Raw genomic sequence first — 22,255 nt, forward strand, 5'->3', positions numbered from 1 at the left:
GGAGTGCGTCGGTGGAACGCTTGGACCTGGATGTCGACCCGCGTGTGGTGGGTCCCTTCGAACTGCTGGCCCGGCTGGGCGCGGGAGGCATGGGCGTCGCCTACCTGGCGCGGGCGCTGCCGCTGGAAGGGCTCAGCGACGAACTGGCCGCCGCGTACCGGCTTTCCGAGCCGGACGGCGACGGGGATCCGGCGGACAGCCGGCTCGTGGTCGTCAAGATGATCCTGCCCAGCCTGCTGGACGGGCAGCCCACAGCGCTGGAACGGTTCGACCGGGAGATCGACGCGGTGCGCACGGTCGTTAGCGACCGGGTACCCGCGCTGATCGCCGCGGCTCCGCAGCACTCCTCACGTCCGTGGTTCGCCATGGACTACATCGCCGGATCCGACCTGCGCAGGCTGGTGGAGGCGACCGGGCCGCTTGCCCTCGGCCCGTGTGCCGCCTTCGGGCTGGCCCTGGTGGACGCCCTGCGTGCGATCCACGGAGCCGGACTCCTGCACCGGGACCTCAAGCCGGAGAACGTGGTTCTCGGGCCGGACGGTCCCGTGGTCCTCGACTTCGGGCTCGCGGTTCTGGCGGAGCGCCGTACCAGCCAGGCCATCACCAGACCGGGCGAGGCGTGGGGATCCTGGCCCTTCGCCTCCTACGAACAACTCCACGACTTCCAGAAGGTCAAGGAGCCGTCGGACGTGTACGCGCTCGGCGCGGTGCTGTTCTTCGCGTTGACCGGCCGCCCGCCCTACGCGATGCAGCCCCTCCTGACACCGCCCGACTGGGACGGTGTCCACACCGACTTCCTTCCCCTGCTCGGGCAGATCCTGGTGACCGCGGCCGGTCACCGCCCTGACCTCGACGGAGTCGAGATGGGACTGAGGGCCGTCCTCACCACGGCAGATCTGACCCCCGCGATCGCCGCGGAGCAGCTCGCGGCCGTGGTCGAAGCCGCCGGACTCACCCCCGAGCTCCCTCCCGAAGCGCTCACCGGGCAGGCCGACCCGGAGGTTCGGAAGCTGGCCCAGAAGGCGGTCGACGGCGGCGGCGCACCGGACGCGCCCTGGGCGGGAGACAGTCCCACCGTCCCGCCCGACATGGACCCCGGCTTCTACGGGCTCGTCGACACGGACGAGATCGAGTGGGCGGCCGAAAGCGAGCCCCCGGCGCAGGAAGCCGCACCCCGGGAGTACACCCCGACGCTGGTCGACCCCGCGCAGCCGGCCCCGCAGGAACCTGCTGTCGAGGTGATTGCGGCCCAGGGGAATCCGGCGCCGTCGCAGCCCACGAGCTACGTGATCGCACCTCCCCGGACGCCCCACCCGCACCGCCAGCCGGTCCTGCCGCGGGCGGCTCTGCAGGTCGCGGCGGAGCTGCGGAAGGCGTACGCGCACCGGGGCGACCTGTAGGAGGGCCCTCACGGAGGGCTCGCGGCCGCTCCGTGCGGGTGGACCCCGCGGGCCCGGCCTCCGGCATGGCGCGGACCGCCTACCCTTCAAGGACCCCATGACCCGAAAGGCAGGACCATCCCCGATGCCCGACGCAGTGCCCGGCGCCACCGAGGCCCGCACCGAAGCCCAGGCCATGCCGGCACCCGAGGGTCCTCCGCCGGCCGGCACGGTCATCGAGGTCCGCGACGAGGAGTGGATGGTCCGCAGCAGTCGGCAGGTCCGGCCCGGGGAGTACCTGATCGAGGCCGTCGGCGCCTCCGACCTCGTGCGCGGGCAGGAAGCCCGGTTCCTCGCGCCGACGATGGACCGGCCCCGCGTGCTGCTTCCCGAGAACACGAAGCTGATCGCCGATGGTTCGCCGCACTTCCGGCGCAGCCGTCTCTTCCTGGAGGCCGTGCTCCGCAAGACCCCGCTGCCGCAGACCGAGCGCCGCCTGGCCCTGGCCGACGGCTTCCTCCTGGACCGCATGGACTACCAGCTCCGGCCCGCCGCCAAGGCCCTCGCCAACCCGCTGCGTCCGCGCCTCCTGATCGGTGACGTGGTGGGGCTGGGCAAGACCCTGGAGATCGGAGTGCTGCTCGGCGAACTGATCCGCCGGGGCCGAGGCGAACGCATCCTCGTCGTCACGCCCGCACCCGTCCTGGAACAGTTCCAGCACGAGATGTGGACGCGGTTCTCCCTCCCGCTGGTCCGCCTGGACAGCGCGGGCATCGCCCGCATCGAGCGGAGGATCCCGGCCGGACGCAACCCGTTCACCTATTACAAGCGTGTGATCGTCTCCATGGACACGCTGAAGAACCCTCGCCGCTACCGGCCGTGGCTGGAGCACATCCATTGGGACGCCGTCGTCATCGACGAATCCCACAACCTGATCAACCAGGGCAGCGACCGCCGGGCGCTGGCCGACCTCCTCGCCGAGCGCACCGACGCCCTGATCCTGGCCAGCGCCACCCCGCACAACGGCGACATGCAGGCCTTCACCGGACTGATCCGCCTTCTCGACCCCATGGCCGTCAAGGACCCCCGCGACCCGAAGGCCGCCGAGCTGGAGCATCTGATGGTGCGCCGGACCAAGGTCAGCGCCGAGGTCGCCGGCCAGTTGAAGGACTGGGCACCGCGCGGTGACTCCCGCCCGGTCCGCCGCCGGGCGGGGGGCCTGGAGGAGGCGGTCTTCCAGGAGCTCGCCGACCACTGGCTGAAGCACCCCGGGGACAGTGCGGCTACGACGGCCGGTGCGGAAGCCCGGACGAGGGCCGGTGCGACGGCCGGGACGCAAGCCGATGCGACGGCCGGGACGGAAACCCGTGCGGAACCCGGGACGAAGGCCGGTGGGAGGGCCGGCGCCGAGGACCACCTCTTCCCCTTCGTCCTGCTGAAGTCGTTCCTCTCCTCCCACCGGGCCCTGTTCGCCACGGCTCGTGACCGGCTCGCCAAGACCGGGCACGCCCTCACCACCGCGCACAGGATTACCCATGAGCCCCCGGCCGGGATCGAACCCGTCACTCCGGAGGCGGCCTCGCTCCTGCGTCTCATGGAACAGGCCCGAGCTATCGAGCACGCGACCGCCGGGGGCAGCGCGCCCGAAGCGGCCTCGAAGCTGGCCGGCCTCGTCGACGAACTGCGCGCGATCGGCGTCGGAGCGGGCAGCCCCGTCCGCGCGGTCGTCTTCTCCGAACGCCGCGAGACCCTCGACTGGCTGGGCCAGGTGCTGCCGCCGCTGCTCGGCTGGAAGGACGCGGACGACGCCAGGGCGGCGGTCAAGGTGCTGCACAGCACCGGCGTCTCGGACCGCGTGCAGATGGAGTACGTCGACGAGTTTGCCCGGGCCGGCGGCGACGTCCGCCTTCTGCTTTCCGGCGACGGAGCTTCCGAAGGCGTCAACCTGCACCGCCAGTGCCACCATCTGATCCACTGGGACCTGCCCTGGAGCCTGATCCGGGTCGAGCAGCGCAACGGTCGTATCGACCGCTACGGCCAGACCGAGCGCCCCGAGTTCCGCGCCATGATCCTGGAGTCGGCGGTCGAGGGCGCGCTGGACGACACCCATGTTGCCGAGCGGGTCCTTGCCCGGGAACAGAAGGTGCACGCGATCCTCGGCGCCGTGGAGGCCGCGACCAAGGAGAACGACGGCGCTCTGGAGGAACGGCGCGTCATGGAGGCGCTGTTCACGGGTACGTCCCCGCAGGACGCCGTGGCCGGACTGGAGGCCGTACCCCTGGACGGCGAATCCGGGACCTCGCCGCAGGACCTGCCGCTCGCCCAGCAGCTCAACGCCGAATTCGGCACGAGCGGCGACCCGTACGACGATGCGGATTCCGGCTTCGCCTTCGACACCGTCTTCGACGACGAGAGCGGCTTCGACTTCGCGGACGACGGCGGCTTCGACTTCGACGACGCCCCGCCCGCCTCCTCCGGCGAGGCGACGACCGGTCCCGGACCCGCCCCGGACACCCACAGCTCCCTGGCACCGCTCCGGTTCGTCGAGGAACTGCGCCTGTTCGCGGATCGCCGCGACTACGTCCTGACCGGCCTGGAGGAGCTTGCCGACCTGGAGTCCTTTCGCCTCGACACCACCGTCGACGGCACCGACCTCAGCTTCGACACCCCCGACGACCTCGCCGACCGGCTCGATGTCCTGCCGCCCGGCTATCTGCGCGACCACGGCATCACCAAGCGCATGAAGCTGACCTTCAGCGGCAAGGACGCGGCGGACTCCCTCAAGCGAGCCCGTGAGGATGCCGACTCGCCCTCCCTCTGGCCGGACGCCCACTACGTCGGCGAGCTGCACCCCGTCCTGGAGTGGATCACCGACAAGGTCCTCGTCCAGCTCGGCCGCCAGCAGGCGCTCGTGCTCCAGGCCGACCGTGCCCGCGTCCCCGAGCCGGTGTTCCTGACCCAGGGCGTCTGGTCCAACCAGGAGGGCCGCCCGACCGTCGTGGCGTTCCTCGCCGTCGACCGGCTCGGCGGTCACGGAGCGGGACCGCGCGTTCGCAAACTGACCCGGGAACTCCTCACCGAGCTCGGACTGAGCCCGGACATGCCCGACCACTTCGCCCAGGGCGACCCGGCCGCTCTCCAGCAGTACGTGGCCGAAGCCGTGGCCGTCACCCGCCGCCGCATGACCGAGCTGCGGGGCAAGGCGGAGGAGCGCGTCGACCAGCCGCTCCGGGAGTACGAGGAACGCGTCGGCCTCTGGCACGAGCAGCCCCTCCCGGGCTTCAGCGGTGGCCGCAGCGCCCGCGAGCGGGCCGCGGAGAACCTGAAAGAGGCCGCGACCCGTCTCCGTACCGCCGGTGACGATCCGATGGTGCGGGTCCTGGCCGTCCTGGAACCGAGCTCATGACCCTGACCACCGCACAGGGCGCGGCCCGCGCCCCCCGTCCCACTCGTACCGTCATCCGGCAGGAGCGCCACGCGTGAAGTTCGACGCGCTGATCAACGAGGGCGAGTACTTTCCGCCCTTCTACCTGGACACGATCCTGCCCAAGCAGCTCAGGACGGGCCGCCTGAAGGAGTGGGCCACCGACGAGCGCCACGGCCGCCCCACCCCGCGGCAGGGCCTGCGCGACCTGAGCGGCCGCTACTTCGACGTACGCCTCACGGTCGGCGGCGAGGCGGAGAAGTTCAATGCCCTGCCCGATCCCGGAGCACAGGCTGCCCAGCGGCAGGCCGCCGAGCAGCTGAGGGAACACACCGGCCCGGACGAGCCGCCCGCCTTCCACCCCGCGCCCGGACCCCGTACCTACGGAGACGACCCGGAGGGGACGTGGCGGGCAGCCCTGGAGTCCTGGCACACCGCCGTCCTGACCGCCCTCGGCTTCACTCCGGCCCCCGGCCACCTCACCGTTCACGGCGCGGCCGGGCCGGTGGCCGTACCCGTCGCCCATCACGAACCCGGCATTGTCGTGCTGACCGGCGGTTTCGCGGACGACGTCTCCGCCGCGCGCGGCGACGGACACGCCAACCGGCTCACGGCCCCCGTCCGTATCGCCTCCGGCCGCACCCTCACGACCGTCACCGACCTTGCCGCCTGGCTGCTCGCCGCCGACGACGCCCCCCGCTACGCCCTCCTCCTTTTCGGCGGCGTCATGGTGCTCGCCGACCGCGAGAACTACTCCCGGGGCCGGCACCTCGCCGTCAGCCTGGAGGTGGCCCTGCCCCGCAAGGGTATGAAGGGCGCGACCGCCGGCGAACTCGACGTGATCGCCGCCCTCTTCGGCGCGCAGGCGTTCCGTCCGGCCGAGGACGGCGGTGACGACGACATCGCCCGCCTGGTCGCGGAGTCCCGCGACCACTCCGTCGGCGTGACCGACGCCCTGCGCGAGGGCCTGAAGGAATCCGTCCAGCTGATCGCCAACGAGGTCCTGGAGCGAGCGGACCGGCAGGACGTCACCCCCGGCGACCTCCCCGCCTGGCTCCCCGACACTCTCGCCGAGCCCGGCTCCCTCCAGCGCGTCCTCACGAAGGAATCCCTCCGCTACCTTTACCGCCTGCTCTTCCTGCTGTACGCCGAGGCCCGCCCCGAGCTCGACATTCTCCCGATGAAGAGCGAGGAGTACACCGCCGGTTACAGCGTGGCCCGGCTCCGTGAACTCGTTGTCCAGGAGAAGCTGTCCAGCGCCTCCCGTGACCGCTACCACTTCCACGACTCGCTGGCCCTGCTCTTCGAGAAGGTCTTCACCGGCCACCCGGTCGCCGGCACGGTCACCACCCGAGACCTTCCGGCAGGCCCCGACACCGAGGCCGGCGACCTGGCCGAGGACGACGGCCACGCCGGCGTACGCATCGAGGCCCTGCGCTCCCGCCTCTTCGACCCCACGTCGATAGAGCTTGTCGACCAGAAGATCGTCCATCCCGATGACCTGGATCCGGAGGGAAGGCCGCGGGACGGAGCCCGCACCCTCGACCTGCGGCTCCGCAACAAGGTCCTGCACCGGGTGCTGCGCCATCTGACCATCGCCGAAGGCACGGCACGCACCGGCCGGGGCGGCTTCATCTCGTACGCCAACCTCAGCATCAACCACCTCGGCGCCGTGTACGAGGGCCTGATGTCGTACACCGGCTTCATCGCCGACGAGCCGCTGTACGAGGTCGCCAAGGGCGGCAACCCCAGCGGCGGTTCCTGGCTGATCCGCCCCGATCAGGTCCGTTCCGGACGCTACCCCGACGGCCCCGGCGACAGCGTCTTCGTCAAGACCGATGTCGACCCGAAGACCGGGCAGCGGGTCACGGTCCCGCACAAGGTCGGCAGTTACGTCTACCGCCTCGCCGGCCGCGACCGTCAGACCAGCGCCTCCTACTACACCCCCGAGTCCCTGACCCAGGCGACGGTGGAGCAGACCCTGCGCTTCCGCCTCGACGAGAAGGGCGCCGTCGACCCGAAGGAGCCGGGGAACGCGTCGGTCGCCGCCGCCGACGTCCTGCGCTGGCGCGTCTGTGAACCGGCCCTCGGCTCCGGCGCGTTCCTCAACGAGGCCGTCAACCAGCTCGCCGAGCTCTATCTGCGGCTCGCCCAGCGGGAGCGCGGCCAGGACATCGAACCGGAGGACTACCAGGCCGAACTCCAGAAGACCAAGGCCTACATCGCCCTGCACAACGCCTACGGCGTCGACCTCAACGAGACCGCCGTCGAACTGGCCGAGATCTCACTCTGGCTGAACACCATGTACCGGGGCATGAGGGCCCCCTGGTACGGCCTCCACCTCCACCGCGGCAACTCACTCGTCGGCGCCGCCCGAAAGGTCTATCCGGGGAACAGCCTGCGCGACGGCGGCTGGCTGACCTCCAAGGCCCCGCAGAAGCCGAGGCACGCCTTGCTCGCGGAGAAGCTGAAGTCCCGGGAGGTCCACCAGTTCCTGCTGCCGGCGATGGGGTGGGGCTCGATCGGCGAGAAGGTGTCCGTCCGGACACTGAAGAAGGGCACCCCGGACGAGACCACCAAGGCCGTCGTCGACGGCGATGTCGTGGACTGGCTGGACCCGAAACTCGTCGAGGCGCTGCGGAAGTGGCGTTCGGCGATGCGGCGCAACCCGAAGGGCGACCCGAAGAAGACGGCAGGCGCGAAGCCGAAGAAGCGGACGGTCGCGGCGGCGCCGGAGCCCGAAACGGGTGAACTGACCCTGGACCTCGGCCTGGAGATCTGGGACCAGCCGATGCTCGCCGCCGCGGCTCCGGCGACCGGGTCCGCGGCCTCTGCCGCCTCCGTCGCCGACGAGGACCGGGAGCCCGGCGAGAGGACCGAGACGGGCCGCCTCATCCGGCTCGCCCGCCGCGTCGAGTTCCTGTGGGACCTGGTCGTCATGCGGCTCAAGCTCTCGGAGCAGGAGATCTCCCGGCACGTGGACGTGTGGGGGGCGGCGCCGGTGGCGGACGGTGTCGGCGTTCGCGCGCCGGTGGACCGGGACGCGGTCCTGGCCGCCCTGCACCGCCAGGGCCGCCCGTACTGGCGGCTCAAGCAGCTGATGGACACGTGGTGCGCGCTGTGGTTCTGGCCGCTGGAGAAGACCGGCCAGCTCGACGGCTCGGACGACTTCGAATACCGGCCGGGCGGTGAGGACCTGCGCGCCCTGCCGAAGGACAGCCACCGCCGCCGCGTCGCTCTCGCGGAACTCAAGGACTGGCTGGAGTTCGCGGAGTCGGTCGTGGGCCGCGTGGACGCGACGACGGAGAAGGGGAGGCAGGGGGCCCTGCTCTCCTTCGACGGGGTCCGGAGCCTGGAGGAGCTGGACGCGAAGGAGCGCGAACTCGACGAGCTGATGGGCGAGCTGGGGGCCTGGTCCGCTCCGATGGACCTCGGGTACACGTTCCCCTGGTACGAGACGGCTGCCCGGATTGCGGGGGAACGGGGGTTCTTCCACTGGGAGCTGGACTTCGCGCATGTGTTCGCGGGGGGTGGGTTCGACTTGATGGTGGGGAACCCGCCGTGGGTCAAGCAGGAGTGGAAGGAGAGCGGGGTCCTCGCGGAGTTCGAGCCGTGGTTCGAGCTTGCGGACAAGCCGAGCAACGAGGCCTGGGACGAGCGTAAGGACGAGGTGCTGGCCTGGCCAGGGGTCCGGTCGGCTTTCATGGGCGAGCTTGCGGACCATGCGGCGATGGGCGGGTTCCTGTCGTCGGTGGAGACGTACCCGGAGCTGGTGGGGACGCAGCCGGACTTGTACCGGGCGTTCATGCTGCTGGCGTGGCGGGCGGTGGGGGAGCGGGGGACGGCGGGGCTGATCCATCCGTCGACGCACTTGACGGGTGCGAAGGAGGGGGCGCTGCGCGCGGCCGCGTACCGGCACTTCCGGTTCCACGCCGACTTCACCAACGAGCTGCTCATCTTCGCGAACCCGGTGGGAAACAGCAGTCACTTCAGCGTCAACATCTATGGCAGGGACAGGGAGATTCACTTTCAGCACATGAGCTGGCTCCTGCACCCGAGCGTGCTCGTCAAGTCGGTACGCCATGACGGGAAGGGCCCCGTGCCCGGCGTGAAGGACGGGGGCAAGTGGGATCTGCGCCCACACAGGGACCGGATCGTCACGGTGGACGCGCACCGTCTTGACAAGTGGCGCGCGCTGGCGGGGGAGGCGAATCCGCCGTCTGTCGAGCGGACCAAGCTGCTGTATCCGGTGACGCAGGCGGAGGAGTCGGCCATTGCGGCGCTCGCGAACTGGCGACGCCGACTGGGGTCGTTTGACCCGCGAATGAGTGCTGGTTTTCATGAGAAGAACGATCGAACAGCGGGCTACTTCTCCTGGACGCCCGGCTGCGTGGCCGGCTGGCAGGAGGTCATCCTCCAGGGCCCACTGATTCACATTGCGACGCCTCTTCACAAGCAGCCACCCGAGGGTGGCTCGAAGAGCATGCGTGACTACGAGGCGTGGGATCACCTCAACCTGGCTGTGGACGCTGTCCCGCGCACGAACTACCGTCCTGCTGGTTCTCGGGCGAGGTTCGTGGCTGCACAGGACCGCTGGGTGGACCACAGCCGACTCGCGCAATTGCAGAGCGATCCGGCGGCGGTTGCCGCGGCGGAGGGTGAGGTCAAGGCTGACGATCCGAAGCTGGAGGGGGACGATCTGGGCAGGGCCGCCGTTGAGCTCTTGCGAGCGGCGAGTATTCGACCGTATTCGGAGTTCTATCGCGTTGCGTGGCGGGTCATGATTGCCGCGAACACCGAGCGAAGCCTCATCGCTGCGCTTCTACCCCGTGGGCCCGCTCACGTCGACCTGATCAACAGCATGGCCTTGCAGAGTAATCGCGCAACTGTTTTGATCTCGGGCGTGCTTGCCGCGCTTCCCAGTGACTACTACCTGAGAGTCAACAACGTTGGACATCTGCGCATCGGTGAGGCGGTGAAGTTTCCCGCCCCCACTCCAGGCCACCCCCTGGAACAAGCCCTCCTTCTCCGCACGCTCCGCCTCAACGCCCAGACCAATGCCTACGCCCCCCTCTGGGAAGAGCTCTACGACTCCACCTGGCAGCAGGACGCTTGGGCTGCAAAGGGGGAGTGGCCCGACGGCACCCCACCCCTCACCGACGGTGTCGAGCGCGCCTGGACCCGGGATACGCCCCTCCGGGCGGAGTTCGCACGTCGAGCCGCGCTCGTCGAGATCGACGCGCTCGTCGCCGTCTGGCTCGGGATCAGTGCCGATGAGCTGGTGGCCATGTACGACGCCCGGTTCCCCGTGCTCCAGCAGTACGAGGAGAACATGTGGTTCGACGCGGCAGGGCGGCGTATCGCGAAGGCGCATCAGCAGTACGGGTTCGGGCAAGCCAAGGAGGCGTGGAAGCAACTGAGTAAGCCCGAGGCGTTCCCGGTCGAGCACGAGGTGCCCGACGGTTACACCGCGCCCCTCTACCGAGCCCGTCGCAAGGACGAAATGAAGGCCGCGCACGCCGAGTTCACGCGGCGGATGCGGGCGGTCGGCTGGGAGCCCGGTGACACGAAGGCCCCGGGGGGTGCCGGAGGCTGACCCGCCCGCGCACACGGGAGCCCTGCCGTCGACTCGGACCGGCAGGGCTCTCGCGCGTACAAACGTCGGTTGTACTACTCGGCAGAGGCGAGTCCGACGAACCCTGCCCACGCCTCAGATGACACGCGAAGGACCGGCCCGGCTCCGACCTTCGAGTCACGGACGTGCACGGTTCCCACGCCTGCCGCGACCTCGACGCACTGGCCACCTTCAGTTCCGCTGTAGCTGCTCTTGAACCACATGAGGGGCTCAGCGTTATTCATAGCTCTCCCAGCAACTTCTCGATGAACTTCAGCGACTCTCGCGGGGTGAGAGCCTGTGAACGGATGATCCCATAGCGTGCGGAAGCGAGAACCGTCTGCGCTGGCTGGGTCTCCAACGAGCTGGTGTTCAGTGCCTCGACGTACAGGAACTTCTTGCCGTCCTTCCTCGTGACGACGGTGAACGGTCCGTTCACGCCTGCGTTGTCATCGCACTCGGTCGGCATGACCTGGAGTTCGACGTTGCGCTTCTGGCCGATGAGGAGAAGGTGCTCCAACTGCCCTCGGACCACGTCCTTGCCGCCGTATCGATGGCGTAACACTGACTCATCCGCAACGAAACTCAGCAGGGGCGTAGGGCGCCGCTCAAAGATGTCCTGTCGCGCTAGTCGCGCAGTCACACGCTGCTCGGTGGTCTCCTGATCCAGGGATGGCCGCCGCATGGCGAGCAGCGCCCGCATGTACTCCTCGGTCTGGAGCAAGCCGTTGACCATGTGCGTGTCATACATCAGCAGCTCCACCGCCTGCTTCTCCAGCTGAGCCATCCCCTGGAAGAACACGGGGTACTGCGCCCTCTCCACCTGTTCCTTCCACACCGACAGCAGGCCCCCCGCGTCCAGCACCTCGTCGGCCCGGTCGATCGCCCTCGGCGGCGGAATCCTCCGGCCCTGCTCGAACGACGCGATACTCGAAGCCGAGTACCCCAGTCGCTTCCCCAGCTCCTCCCGCTCCATCCCCGCCCGTAACCGCAGCGTCTTCAGGCTCTGCCCGAACGCGGCGACCACGCCCTGGCCCGCCTTGTCCGCCGCGGCCCGTGCGCCATCCGCCGTCCCGGCCTCGGGGCCGACCTCCACCTCGGCCTCGCGCTCCGTATGTTCCGCTGTCATCGCACCCTGCCTCCCCGGACGAACGCCCGCGCCCGGACCCCGTCACGCCGTGCCCCGTGTACCGGTGCCGGCACCGCGCGTACAAGAGGTTCGCGTCGGTGCGTCACTGCTGGTCACGCTACGCCACCGCGACGACGCTGGTGGTCATGACGAGCGACATCGGCAGTCTCACCCGAACCACCCAACCCACCAGCACCCCAGCGCACTTGAAGCACCCCTCCTTCGCCATGCGGTTCACCTCCACACCCCGGGGCGCCCGCCTCGCGCGGCGTCTGGTGGCGGTCCGGCTCGACGAATGGGGTGTGCCGTACGGGACGGAACCGCATGAGGCGGTCGTGCTGATCGCGGCCGAGCTGACCGCGAACGCCATCCGGCACGGGCTCGTTCCCGGGCGCGATTTCCACCTCTCGCTCCGGGTCACGGACCGGCCCCGGCCCGCTGCCCGGATCGAAGTGACCGACACCCGGGGTGAGCGTGTGCCGCCGCTGCCCGGACGGCTCCGCGCACCCGGGGTCGCGGACGACGGCCGGGGGCTGGTGCTCGTCGAAGGGCTCGCTGCCCGCTGGGGTTGGTACCCAAGGGCCAAGGGGCCGGGGAAGACGGTCTGGGCCGAGTGCGAGATCCCCGGCGCCGCGTCCGGCTGCTGACCGCGTCCGGCTCCAGGCCGGGCCGGACGGCCGGATTCCGTCGACGGGGGTGGGGTTGTCAGTGTCCCCTCGTAGAGTGGGGCGTGTGATCGATCCTGGTCGCCTGCGGTGATCCACCGGGGGCCGGGTCGTCCACCGCCACAGGACGGCAAGGAAGACGGGGGCCAGGCACGTCATGCGACCCACACTCGCCGCGCAGACACTGCGCGACACCACGGTCGAGTATCTGACGACGACGTTCGCGCTGGCCGAACCCGACACCCAGGAAGCTCTGGAGGACTTCCTCACCGATCCGTCCGACGGCCTCTTCCGCGGCCCCTACCTGCGGATCCGGCGGCCCTTCCGGCCCGCGGCTGACGGCTGGCAGGAGCGGCTCGACTGGTATCCGGACGACTTCCAGCCGTACGCCCACCAGGCCGAGTCCTTCGTGCGGCTCAGCAGCAAGGACGGGCGCAGGCCGGAGCCGACCCTGGTCACCACCGGGACGGGCTCGGGAAAGACGGAGTCGTTCCTGATCCCCGTGCTCGACCACTGCCGGCGGGAGCGGCAGGCCGGGCGGGCGGGGATCAAGGCGATCCTGCTGTATCCGATGAACGCCCTCGCCGGGGACCAGGCCGACCGCCTCGGTGATCTCCTCGACCGGGACACGCGTCTGAACGAGGTCACGGCGGGGCTGTACATCGGGGAGGCTTCCTCCAGGGGCACTTCGCCGTACGGGCGGGTGATGGTGGACCGGGCGGAGATCCGCCGCAACCCCCCGGACATCCTGATCACCAACTACAAGATGCTCGACCTGCTGCTCCAGCGGCAGCAGGACGCCCAGCTGTGGGCGGACGCCGACCTCACATACATCGTCGTCGACGAGTTCCACACCTACGACGGCGCCCAGGGCACCGATGTGGCGATGCTCCTGCGACGGCTCGCCGCCGTCGTCGGCGTCGCGCAGCGCGGGCGTCCGCTCGGCGGGATCTGCCCGGTCGCGACCTCCGCGACGCTCGGTTCCGCAGGCGGCGGGGACCCGGCGGCGGCCGGTCCGCGGGCCATGCTGGACGTGGCCTCGCAGGTGTTCGGGGTCCGGTTCCCCGACGACGCGGTGATCGGCGAGGACCGGCGGGATGCCGAGGAGTTCCTGCTGCCTGTCGACCACAGCCTCCCGCTCCCGTCGCCCGGTGAGCTGGCGGGCCTGCCCGACCCGGCGCGCACGCCCGACGGCATGGACGCCGTCGCGCGCGCCACCCTCGGATGCAACACCGCCGACCCGAGGGAGCTCGGTCGGCGCCTGCTCGCCCACCCGCTCACCCACGAACTACTGCGGGCCAAGGACGCGCCGCTGACCGCCGTGGAGACGCTGGAGGCGTTCCCCGGCACCTCCGCCCCCGGCACCTCCGACTGGCGGGCCGAGGCCGAGCGGGACCCCGGGACCGCCGCCCGCGACCTCGCGCGTTTCGTGGCGCTGATCTCGGTGGCGCGGGACCCGAAGCCCGGCCCCGACGGGCGGGACCGGCCGCTGCTGCTCGTGGAGAACCACCTGTGGTTGCGGGCGATGTCCAGGGTGCTGCGGTTCGTCACCCCCCGGCCGGTGTTCTCCTGGTCGGACGGAGACCAGGCCGCTGTCGCCCAGCAGGACCGCGCGGCGGCGGAGCAGGACCGTGCGGCGGCCGGGCGGCAGGCCGTGACGGTCGCGGCGCAGGCCGAGCGGCGACTCCATGTGCGGGGGGCCGGGCGGCTGCCAGCCGCCTACTGCCGGCACTGCGGACGCTCCGGCTGGGCCGCGATCTGCCCCGACCGCGACCCGCAGAACCTCAACCACTCCCCGGACGACATCTACCGCGCCGCCGCGGCCGGTGGCGCCGCGAAGGGGCGCGTCCGGGCCATGATCGCGGCCACCCCGGCCGAAGCGGCCGAACAGGCCCGTGCCGTGATCGCCCGCCGGGCCGCCCACCGGGCACGCAAGGGCGCCGCCCACGACGCGAGCCTGCTGGTCCTGGAGGACAACGGACGCGCTCTGCGCAGTCTCGATCCGGACGAGGTCCTGCCCGACGGCGACGGGGGCCGGGTCGCCCCCGCGCCGGAGAACGGCGTATACGTGTGGGCGTGGTTCGACAACCACCAGGAGAAGGCCGAGTACGCCCAGCAGGACCGCTGTCCGGCCTGCGGGCAGAACCAGGGCATCCGCTTCCTCGGTGCGGGCGTCGCTCCGCTCGCGTCCGTCGTCGTGACCCAACTCTTCACCGGCGGCGAGCTGCCGAAGAAGGACGAGCGGCAGCGGGACCGCCGCAGGACACTGATCTTCAACGACTCCGTACAGGACGCCGCCCACCGTGCCGGATTCGTCGCCAGCCGCTCCTGGAAGTTCTCCCTGCGCTCCCTCCTCCACGACCAGCTGGTGGCGGGAATCGACGAGAGCCCCGAGCACGCCGCCCACGGTGCTCCGCTCAACGAACTGATCGCCTCCCTGGTGACCCGGGCCGCCGAGCCGGGGCAACGGCTCCTCGCCGCCGTCGTCCCGCCCGACCTGGACACCATCGAACCGGTCAGGCGCCTCCTCGACGGCAAGAAGAACGTCACCAAGGCCACCTGGAAGCTGGTCGGTGAACGCCTCGCCTTCAACACACTCCTGGAGTTCGGACTCCACTCCCGGCTCGGCCGGACCCTGGAACTGACCCGCACGGTCGCGGCCGAGGTGTACCTGCCCGATCCGCAGAGCGCGGCCAAGGCGGCCGAGGCTCTGTTCGAGGTCCAGCTGAAGGGGCAACTGCCCCTGGCGCCCGCCGTGTCCGAAGGCGATGGTGAGGGCATCCTGTCTTCCACGCGGGCGCGGCAGCCCGGACCCCCCGCCGCCGGGGACCCCGGACGACTGCGCTTCTTCGAGGGATACGTACGCGGCCTGCTCGAACACATCCGGCAGTCCGGCGGCATACACCACCGGTGGCTGGACGCGTTCATCGACGACGGAGGCGGCAACCGCTACCTCCTCTCCTCGGCACGGCCCCCGGGCATGCCCGCGTTCGGACGCCATTCCGAGTTCCCGGCGTTCGTCCTCGTCGGAGCACGCGGCGGACGGACCCGGTTCGAGCGCGTCGACACCCGGGAGAGCTGGTACACCGACTTCACCCGCCGCTGCCTCGGCCTGGACCAGGAAGCCGCCGGGACCTACCTCGCCGCCCTGTTCGAGCAGCTCGCGGACAAGGGGATCGGCGCGCTGGCCCGGCGCCGGATCAACGGCGGGGACGGCCGGCCGGGACACGGGGTCTACGGACTCACCCCCGGGCACATCCGCGTCCGGCCCCTGACGGACGAACAGACCGGCCTCGCCGCCCTCACCTGCCCCGAGTGCGGCTGGACCCAGACCGTGCCGCCCGAGCGCGCCGCCGTCTGGCAGGGCACCCGCTGCCCGCTCAAGCGCTGCGAAGGAAGCCTGACCCGCCCCTCGGCGGACGCGGGCGGCCGGGCCGCCCGTGACTACAGCTCCGACTACTACCGGCGGCTCTACCGGGAGGCCGAACCGTACAGCGTGGTCGCCGCCGAGCACACCGGCGTCCTCGGCCGCAAGGAACGCGAAGAGGTGGAGAAGGGCTTCCGGCGCGGCGAGAAGCACACCGACCCCAACGTCCTGTCCTGCACACCCACGTTGGAACTCGGCATCGACATCGGCCAGTTGGAAGCGGTCATCCTCGCCTCACTGCCCCCGACCACAGCCGGCTACGTCCAGCGGGTCGGCCGGGCCGGCCGCTCCACCGGCAACGCGTTCATGGTCTCGCTCGCCGACACCAGCCCGCGCGCCCTGTACCACCTCGCCGAACCCCGGTACCTGATCGCAGGCCCGATCCTGCCGCCCGGCTGCTTCCTGTCCGCGGGCGAACTGCTGTGCCGGCAGTACACCGCCCACCTCATCGACCGGGCCGCCCGGGGAACCCTGGAAGGCGTCCCGCCGCTGCCCGACCGGGCCACCCAGCTCATGGGCCGTAACAGCTGGTTGAAGCAGTTCCGCGAAGCGGCGATCGCCCACGCGGACCTCGTCGAGGACTTCCTGCGGCTGTTCCCCGACATCGACGGTGTTCCCGGCTCAGGAGTCTCCCGCGACGCGCGCGCGGTCGTACGACGGTACGCCCGCGAGAAGATCGCCGACCGGCTGAACGCGGCAGAGGCCGCCTGGGAGGCCGAGCGCGCCGAGCTCGCCCGCCGCCGCCACCTGATCAACGACGCGGTCGAATCCCTCCAGGACGCCGTGGAGGACGAGGCCCGCGAGAAGCGCAACCTCGTCCGGGAAGCGGCCGGAGTCGCCTCACGCCTCCAGACGATGGCTCACGCCGGCGCCCAGGGCCTCCTCGTCGAGCACGGGCTGCTCCCCAACTACAGCCTCGTCGAGGACGGGGTACGCCTGGAGGCGATGCTCAGCCGCAAGGAGCCGGTGCGCAAGAAGCGCGGCCAGGACGCGGCGGCGGACGGCCCGGCAGAACGCTGGCGCAGCGAGCCCCGGGTCTACGACCGGCCCGCCGCCTCCGCCCTGACCGAACTAGCCCCGGGCAACGCCTACTACGTCCGCGGCTACCGGCACGTCGTCGACGGCTTCGATCTCGGCCCCGTACGCGAGGGCTCGCCCGACAAGACCCCCGTCGGCCTCCGGCTCTGGCGGGTGTGCAAGGACTGCGGCCACGTCCGCACCGGCGACCGTGCCGAACAGGACACCTCGGCCTGCCCGCGCTGCGGCGGCACCGGCATCGGCGGACGCACCGCCCTGCACCGGGTCGTCGTCCCCCACAAGGTCACCGCCCACGACAAGCGGGACGACGCCAGGATCGTCGACGACCACGACAGCCGCACACGCACGCCGTACACCACTGTCACCGCCGTCGACATCGACCCGGCCGGTATCAAGGAGACCTGGCGGCACCAGAAGACCACCTTCGGCGTCGACCACGTCCGCGAGGCCGTCATCCGCCGGTTCAACCTCGGCAAAGCCCGGCACGGGCGGCGCAACGACACCTTCTTCGCAGGCCAGGAGACGGTGATGACCGGGTTCACCGTCTGCCCGCGCTGCGGTGGCGCCACCGACCGCGAACCCGGCCACGGCCCCGCCCGGGAATCGATCAGCCAGTCCCTCCTGGGCCGCACCGAACTGGCGCACCACCGGCCCTGGTGCGTGGTCCGGCGCCGCGACAAGCAGGCCAGGCCCGACGACGTCCAGGTGATCACCGCCACCGAGCACCGCACGGAGGCCCTGCGCATCCTGCTGCCCGCGGCCACCCTCAACGTCCCCGAACGCCTGGCCTCGTTCTCCGCGACCCTCCACCTCGGCCTTGCCCTGCGCTACGGCGGCGACCCCGCGCACATCCGTTCCGCCGCCGCCACCGAACCCGACCGGGAGACCGGACTCACCCGCAACTACCTCGTCCTGTACGACGCCCTGCCGGGCGGTACCGGCTACCTCCAGCGCCTCGCGGACCGCGACGGCGAAGAGTTCCGCACCATCCTCGCCGAGGCCCAGAAGCGGCTGCGCGGCTGCCCCTGTAAGGACACCCCGCGCCGCGCCTGCCACCGCTGCCTGCTGCCCTACGCCCCGGAGCGCGACTACAAGGACGTCGACCGGCAGGAAGCCCTGTGGATGCTTGACCACCTGCTCGGCGCCGACGGCGGCAGCGACTGGGACGTCCGCAAGGAGGACCCGGACGCCCGGATCCGCTTCGTCGACCAGGCGGAGAGCGATCTGGAACGCCGCTTCATCGAATGCCTCGACCGCTGGCTCGCCGCCCCCGGCAACGCCGTCGCGGCCGGCCACATACAGACGCCCACCGGCAGGCACGGCAAGCAGATCACCCTGGCCCGGCCGGACGGTCGCCCCGTGCGCTGGGAGGTCGTCGCCCAGAAGGACCTCCACGGCTACCGCACCCGCCCCGACCTGCTCTTCCGCCCCGTCGCCGGGGACACCACCGGCGACGGGGCGCCACCGCTGCCGATCGCCGTCTACCTCGACGGCTACCGCTGGCACGCCTCCTCCCGTACCAACCGCATCGCCTCCGACGCAGCCAAGCGGGCTCGGCTGCGTGCCGACGGGATACTCGTCTGGCAGATCACCTGGGACGACGTCGCCGCATGGGACCACGCCCTCAAGGGCAGCCCCGAACCCGCCGCGGGCGAGCCCGCGGACCCGCTCGCCGCCGTCGTCGCGGGCCCCGCAGCCGACGCCGCCTGGCCGCCGTACGACGTGGCGGACCCGGCCGGTCCCGGGGCCAAGGTGCGGGAGCTGTGGCGGCAGCGGCGGCACGATCCCACCGATGTGGACGCCCTGTACGGCGGAGCCGTTCCCGCACTGCTCGCGTTTCTGCGCGACCCCAGGCCGGACAAGTGGCAGCTGCTGGCCACGCTGGCCGTCAGCGCGCCCGCGGCCCTGCGGCAACGGGATCTCGCCGGCGCCGACCCTGCCTCAGCGGCAGACTGGATCCAGGCCGCCGTACGCGACGAACCCCTGCCGGACGTCAGCGGGAAGGGGCTCAGACTGCTGCGCCTCAAGGACGGCTCCGGGCTGCCCCTCGTCCTTGTGGCCGCGGCGCGCACCGACGGCAAGGCGCTCCGGTGGAGCGCTCTCGCCGTGCTCGACGACCGGGAGGAGGCGGTCGCCGGCGACCGCGCCGAGCACCGGCGCCGCTGGAAGGCGTGGCTGTGCTGGGGCAACATCATCCAGTTCCTCGATCCCACCGGTGCGGGGCAGGCCGACGGGCTGGCGCTGGCCCGCACGACACTCGACGGCTTCGACGCCGCGCTGCTCGCGGCCACGGCGGGCCCGGCCACCGGGCTGCTCCCCGCGCTGCGCGCGCAGACGCCGGGCACCGGGCTCCACCAACCCGAACCCGAATCCGAACCTGACGAGGCGGCCCTGGATGCGTCTCCCGACGCGGTCCGGGCGGCGGCGGCCGATGCCCCGGGGGCATCCAAAGCCGGGAGGACCTCCGTCGAACAGAACCTGTGGCAACTGGTGCTGGGAGAGCTGTCCACGTACGGCGACCCCGACGTCGCGGAGTTCGCCGCACACCTCTCGGCCCGTGGCGACGTCCCCGCAGGCCGGGCCGGCTGGGACATCGACGGAGTGCCCCGCACCGTCGAACTGGCCTGGCCCGGCCACCGCCTCGGGATCGTGCTCGCCGAGGACGCCGAGGACCCGGAGTACATGGCGCGGTGCGCCGCGGCCGGGTGGCACGTGCGCGCACCACGGGAATGGGACGCCGACGAACTCGCCCGCATGTTGGGCGAAGAGAGGGGGACGCGATGACCCAGGCAGCAGGGCGGCCGGGAGGCCCGGCCAGGACCCGTGTCCGGGCGAGCCGTCAGGCCGGCGCCGACATCACCCGCCGGGGCGGTGCGGTCCGGGACGCCGTCGGGACCTTCGTCCGCCGCCTGCGGGCGGACCGTCACAACAAGGCGCTGAGCCTGGTCTTCCTGCGCGCCGCCGGCGACGGGGCCGATCTCCATCTCGGACGTGCGGACGCCCGGTGCATGGTCCTGCTCCTGTCGACCGAGGGCGGAGACGAGATGCAGCTCCTCGCGGTCCGGGACGGCTCCTTCGCCCGCGACGAACTCACCCGGCTCACCGTCGCCATCAACCCCGAGTCGGGTGCCGTCGAGGTCGTCGACCAGAGCGAGGCCACCGCCAACGTCGTCGCCCTCTCCACACGCTCCGACACCACCCCCGCGAAGGCCCCCGCCCCGAAGGTCCCTGCCCTGTCGGCCACCGACGGCACACCCGCCGCTTCGACAAGCAGCCTGCGCCGTCCGCTCTTCGCATCCCACGACGACGAGCTCCTGGTCAAGCTCGGTGTGGTGCGGTCACTGCTGCCCGCCGTCCGGAAGATCACCACGGACGATCAACTGGACAGGCTGCTCACCCACAACCTCCCCGAACTCACCCGCGACGTCCTGCTCGCCCTGCGCGACGGCAAGGATCCGGAGGATGTGGAACGCCTGATCACGAGCACCTGGCGTCCCGAGGGCGAGGAGGTCGATGTCCGGGACTGGGCGGGGGCGGCCCGGCGTGCCGTCTCCCAGGCCGAGACCGATGACGACGCGGTCCTCGAAGCCCTGGGTAACGGGTTCGACGCCTGGCGTCTCTTCCTCCACCCCGAACAACGCCGTCTCGCGAAGGGGGACTTCAAGGGATCGGCCAAGGTGACCGGCGGCCCCGGAACCGGCAAGACGGTCGTCGCCCTGCACCGCGTGAAGCACCTCGTTGACCGGCTGCCGCCCGGCCACAGCCGTGCCGTCCTGTTCACCACGTACAACACCAACCTCGCCTTGGAGCTGCGCGAACGGTTGCGCGACATGGGAGGCGAGGGCCTGCTGCGCCGGGTCGACGTGAAGTCCGTCGACGTGCTCGCCCGCGAGATCGTCCAGGAGTCCCGCACGGACATCGGCAGGCCGCTCGACGACGAGGCCGCGATGAACCTCTGGCACGACGTCCGCCTGGAAACCGGTCTGCTGCATCACGACGCCGAGTTCCTCGACAGCGAGTTCAAACACGTCATTCTCGCGAAGCGATGCGGATCCTGGGACCTGTACCGACGTGTCGGCCGCACCGGACGCCCTCGCATCACCCCACCGCAGCGCCATGAGGTGTGGCAGCTCGTCCAGGCGTACCAGGCTCGTCTGGCTGCCCCGCCGCGAAGGACGACGTACGCCGTCATCGCCGACCAGGCAGCCGGTCTCGAACAGCACCGCATGGCACGCGTCGAGGAGCAGGCCCGTTACAAGGACGAGCAGGGCGGCCGTGACCTGATCCACCGCGAGGCGGGGAGCGGCATGTGGCTCAGGCCCCGGTATCAGCACGTGGTGGTCGACGAGGCCCAGGACCTGTCCGGCTCGCACTGGCGCATGCTCCGGGCCGTGGTCCACAAGGGCCCCAACGACATCTTCCTCGTCGGAGACGCCCACCAGCGCATCTACGGCGGCCGGGTCGTCCTCAGCGACCACGGCATCGTGGTCCGGGGCCGCGCCTCACGCCGCCTCACCCTCAACTACCGCACCACACGCCAGATCCTCGGCAGTGCCAACGGCCTGATCGCCGGTGCGTCCTTCGATGACCTGGACACCGAGAACGACACGCTCGACGGCTACCGGTCTGTGCTCACAGGACTCGCCCCGCAGTTCTGGCGTGCCCCCGACCGTACGAGCGAGATGCGGGCGGTGGCCGTTCTCATCAAGGAGCGCCACGACGCGCACGGCACGCCCTACTCCGCGATGGCCGTCGCCGTGCCCGACGGCGGCTCCGCCCAAGAGTTCGCGTACCGGTTGGCCACCGAGTACCACATCCCGGTGGTGCCGCTCGGCAAGGACGGTGTCCGCTCCGACGAGGACGCCGTACGGATCGGCACCATGCACCGCTTCAAAGGCCTCGAATTCCAGCGCGTCTTCCTCACCTCGGTCGGTGACGGGCAGGTGCCGCGCCAGAACATCGAGCAGTACCGGCTCTCGAACCCCGACCGCTACCGGCTGGAGGAACAGCGAGCACGGTCTCTGGTCTTCGTCGCCGCCACCCGCGCCCGGGACGAGCTCGTCGTCACCTGGAGCGGCAGGGCCAGCCGCTTCCTGCCGCACGACGCGGACACCACCGCGCTCCGGGCGACCGACCTGCTCACCCCGAACGGTCCGTCCTCCGGATCGCCCCCGGCGTCCGTCGCCTGACAACGCTCCGTCCAGAGCAAAGCTCTCGGCGCCGGATCGGGACTCGCCCTGCACTACTAATCCGGTCATAGCGGTGTGAATCAGTCAGATGGTTTGATCCCTTTCCGTCGTCGCCGCGCCTCAGAGACAAAGGTGGGCGATGATCGATATCGGGCGTAGCGCGTACCGAACCCGGGTGCTGCTCAACCACTTCACGGGCGACCTGGTCCACCTACCTGACATCAAGTCTGTGTACGAGTTGAGTCACCGCCGAGCCGGTACAGGTGCTCTCTCAGGTTGGCGGCGAGGTTCGTGTTGCACGTGGTCAGGGGGCCTCGGCATGGGTGGTGATCGTGCTGGACGGGGCTCAGGCCGCCGGGGACGAGGCGGTGCGGCGGTGGCATTCGGGCC

At 71.0% G+C, this 22,255-nt stretch carries 8 protein-coding genes; 6 read left to right on the plus strand and 2 right to left on the minus strand.

The genetic code is table 11. The annotated features are described in order from the left end of the window. Window positions 1–11: 11 nt before the first annotated feature. From ACGFZA_RS37175 to ACGFZA_RS37185, 3 genes are all read left to right on the plus strand, one after another. On the plus strand, window positions 12–1,400 hold the full coding sequence (locus ACGFZA_RS37175) for a protein kinase (protein WP_393685031.1): 1,389 nt from the start codon (window positions 12–14) through the stop codon (window positions 1,398–1,400). A 124-nt stretch (window positions 1,401–1,524) separates the two neighbouring features. Further along, a complete protein-coding gene (locus tag ACGFZA_RS37180; protein WP_393685034.1) occupies window positions 1,525–4,785 on the plus strand; it encodes an SNF2-related protein in 3,261 nt (1,086 codons plus the stop codon). Window positions 4,786–4,858: 73 nt separating this feature from the next. After that, window positions 4,859–10,399, plus strand: a complete 5,541-nt coding sequence (locus ACGFZA_RS37185; RefSeq protein WP_393685036.1) for an Eco57I restriction-modification methylase domain-containing protein — start codon at window positions 4,859–4,861, stop codon at window positions 10,397–10,399. Between the two features lie 74 nt (window positions 10,400–10,473). Here the strand turns inward: ACGFZA_RS37185 and ACGFZA_RS37190 are convergent, their stop codons facing one another. Both ACGFZA_RS37190 and ACGFZA_RS37195 read right to left on the minus strand, forming a co-directional pair. After that, window positions 10,474–10,662 carry a DUF397 domain-containing protein gene (locus tag ACGFZA_RS37190; RefSeq protein WP_393685038.1) on the minus strand — a complete coding sequence of 63 codons (189 nt, stop codon included), beginning with the start codon at window positions 10,660–10,662 and terminating at the stop codon, window positions 10,474–10,476. Then, the gene (locus tag ACGFZA_RS37195; protein WP_393685040.1) at window positions 10,659–11,546 is read right to left on the minus strand and encodes a helix-turn-helix domain-containing protein; all 888 of its coding nucleotides are present in this window, start codon (window positions 11,544–11,546) and stop codon (window positions 10,659–10,661) included. The genes ACGFZA_RS37190 and ACGFZA_RS37195 overlap by 4 nt, the downstream gene beginning before the upstream one ends. 146 nt (window positions 11,547–11,692) lie before the next feature. On the opposite strand from ACGFZA_RS37195, the gene ACGFZA_RS37200 reads away from it, so the two are divergent. The 3 genes from ACGFZA_RS37200 to ACGFZA_RS37210 all read left to right on the plus strand — a co-directional run bounded on the left by ACGFZA_RS37200 (window position 11,693) and on the right by ACGFZA_RS37210 (window position 21,865). Further along, the gene (locus tag ACGFZA_RS37200; protein ID WP_393685042.1) at window positions 11,693–12,193 is read left to right on the plus strand and encodes an ATP-binding protein; all 501 of its coding nucleotides are present in this window, start codon (window positions 11,693–11,695) and stop codon (window positions 12,191–12,193) included. Window positions 12,194–12,368: 175 nt separating this feature from the next. Further along, window positions 12,369–19,460, plus strand: a complete 7,092-nt coding sequence (locus ACGFZA_RS37205; RefSeq protein ID WP_393685044.1) for a DEAD/DEAH box helicase — start codon at window positions 12,369–12,371, stop codon at window positions 19,458–19,460. Next, on the plus strand, window positions 19,457–21,865 hold the full coding sequence (locus ACGFZA_RS37210; protein WP_393685046.1) for a UvrD-helicase domain-containing protein: 2,409 nt from the start codon (window positions 19,457–19,459) through the stop codon (window positions 21,863–21,865). Before ACGFZA_RS37205 ends, ACGFZA_RS37210 begins: the two co-directional genes overlap by 4 nt. Window positions 21,866–22,255: the final 390 nt, after the last annotated feature.

The sequence above is a fragment of the Streptomyces sp. NPDC048211 genome, assembly GCF_043202315.1.
Lineage (GTDB): Bacteria > Actinomycetota > Actinomycetes > Streptomycetales > Streptomycetaceae > Streptomyces.

Bases quoted from the DNA above. Each gene is read 5' to 3' on its own strand.
- ACGFZA_RS37180 (WP_393685034.1), top strand. From the start codon at position 1,525: ATGCCCGACGCAGTGCCCGGCGCCACCGAGGCCCGCACCGAAGCCCAG.
- ACGFZA_RS37190 (WP_393685038.1), bottom strand. From the start codon at position 10,662: ATGAATAACGCTGAGCCCCTCATGTGGTTCAAGAGCAGCTACAGCGGA.
- ACGFZA_RS37195 (WP_393685040.1), bottom strand. From the start codon at position 11,546: ATGACAGCGGAACATACGGAGCGCGAGGCCGAGGTGGAGGTCGGCCCC.
- ACGFZA_RS37200 (WP_393685042.1), top strand. From the start codon at position 11,693: ATGACGAGCGACATCGGCAGTCTCACCCGAACCACCCAACCCACCAGC.
- ACGFZA_RS37205 (WP_393685044.1), top strand. From the start codon at position 12,369: ATGCGACCCACACTCGCCGCGCAGACACTGCGCGACACCACGGTCGAG.
- ACGFZA_RS37210 (WP_393685046.1), top strand. From the start codon at position 19,457: ATGACCCAGGCAGCAGGGCGGCCGGGAGGCCCGGCCAGGACCCGTGTC.